The sequence below is a fragment of the Neisseria sp. HMSC068C04 genome (assembly GCF_001810105.1).
GTDB classification, from domain to species: Bacteria; Pseudomonadota; Gammaproteobacteria; order Burkholderiales; family Neisseriaceae; genus Neisseria; species Neisseria flavescens_B.
In genome coordinates this window covers 3,372-3,865 of the sequence record NZ_KV800014.1, presented here as the reverse complement: position 1 = coordinate 3,865, position 494 = coordinate 3,372, and the positions used below count along the sequence as shown (strand labels likewise).

Sequence of the window (494 nt, the reverse complement as noted above, 5' to 3'; positions counted from 1 at the left end):
TTCAACACACAGCCGCCTGAAGGCGGCTGGTCCGTGCCGAGTAGCTCTTTGAGTGCCGATTTCGGTTTCAACACACAGCCGCCTGAAGGCGGCTGGGCCGTGACTGGGAAGAAGTCCGACATAATCATCGGTTTCAACACACAGCCGCCTGAAGGCGGCTGGGCCGCCAATGCGCCGAGTGAAACGGCCAACACCAGGTTTCAACACACAGCCGCCTGAAGGCGGCTGGAGCCAGCAGTTTGCCAATAGGGCGGATCAGCGTAGTTTCAACACACAGCCGCCTGAAGGCGGCTGGGAACGACTTTTCCATCAACGGTAGAGTTATCTGGTTTCAACACACAGCCGCCTGAAGGCGGCTGGCCATGCCGTAATCATCAATCAATTCCAATTCTATAGTTTCAACACACAGCCGCCTGAAGGCGGCTGGCTTCAACGGCTCCGGCGGTGGTGGCAGCTTGTCTAAGTTTCAACACACAGCCGCCTGAAGGCGGCTG

1 CRISPR repeat array is annotated in these 494 nt (G+C 57.7%).

From position 1 onward, the window contains the following. Position 1: 1 nt before the first annotated feature. A CRISPR array of direct repeats spans positions 2 to 494; the repeat unit is 28 nt; unit sequence TCAACACACAGCCGCCTGAAGGCGGCTG.